Origin of the sequence: Moorena sp. SIO4A1 (assembly GCF_010672065.1) — a bacterium.
GTDB lineage: Bacteria > Cyanobacteriota > Cyanobacteriia > Cyanobacteriales > Coleofasciculaceae > Moorena.
In genome coordinates this window covers 1-1,006 of the sequence record NZ_JAAHHX010001097.1, presented here as the reverse complement: position 1 = coordinate 1,006, position 1,006 = coordinate 1, and the positions used below count along the sequence as shown (strand labels likewise).

Below are 1,006 nucleotides of genomic sequence, written 5' to 3'. Positions count from 1 at the left end.
TTTGTTAGACTCTGATGACTATATTGCTCAGGACAAGCTAGCCAAAGTGGTTACCAACTTTCAAAATCATCCTGAATGGGTGCAGATTGCCAATTATTGGACTGCCGTCGATCAAGAAGGTTTGCCCATCCGTCACTATACTCTTAAGACCCTCAGTCAAGGTGATGTGCGCAGTCTACTGCTCAAGCGAGGAAAGTACAAAGTAGCGCTCACTTCTGCCCTCGCTTACCGCCGTGAAACTCTCCAACAAGTCTTGCCTCTTCCCTCAAGGGGTTCTGCTGATGGTTACTTAATGTTGACAGTTCCCTTTTATGGTCAGGTTGGCAGCATCAAGGAGCCTTTAACGTTCTATCGCATACACGGCAAAAACAAGTTTGCCCGTACTACTAATTTATCTAAACTAATCTATAGACGTGAACTCAGAGCTAGCCAAATCAACCAAACAGCTGCCCGAACTGGATTAACTGAGCGCTTCGATCTGCAACAAGATGGAGACTATCGCCTCTACAAAGCAATAGAAAGAGGTAGCGTTCCTTGGACAGAATCACTACAGATTATTTGGCTGATTTTACAAGAAAATATTGCCATAAGACGCAGACCCCGAAAAATTTTGACCAAGCTAATCGGGAGTACTATCTGTGTTTTATTTCCTAGTGAAGGTAGAACAATTATTAGCTCCGGACTGAACAGTTACTTGCGTTCCAAGCTGTTAGGTAAAACCCTTGGAGGTTAGATGACCTCTGAAGAGAGCAAAGAATTTTGGCAATCAAACCTATTACCGCGCTACCTTGAATGACATAAGTCTATGATCACTGCAAACAATACACTACGACATCACTATGAATCTTCTGGAAATCAGGAATTGAGTCGGCGCAAACTTATGGTTTTGCCAGGAGCCTGCAACTCTTTGGGCGGTACCCTAGTGTCACTCCTGCTCCTAGCTAAGGGGTTCGAGCAGTGCGGTGCCTCCGAGCACTTAATCATTATAGTCCGGTCTGGTTCACTA

General features: G+C 44.6%; 1 protein-coding gene and 1 pseudogene. Both read left to right on the top strand.

Annotated features, from left to right (window positions below):
- A pseudogene (locus tag F6K53_RS45555) lies at positions 1–733 on the top strand (hypothetical protein); the annotation flags it as partial.
- Between the two features lie 72 nt (positions 734–805).
- Positions 806–1,006 (top strand): hypothetical protein (locus tag F6K53_RS45550; RefSeq protein ID WP_366511465.1); only part of this gene is annotated, 201 nt, incomplete at its 3' end.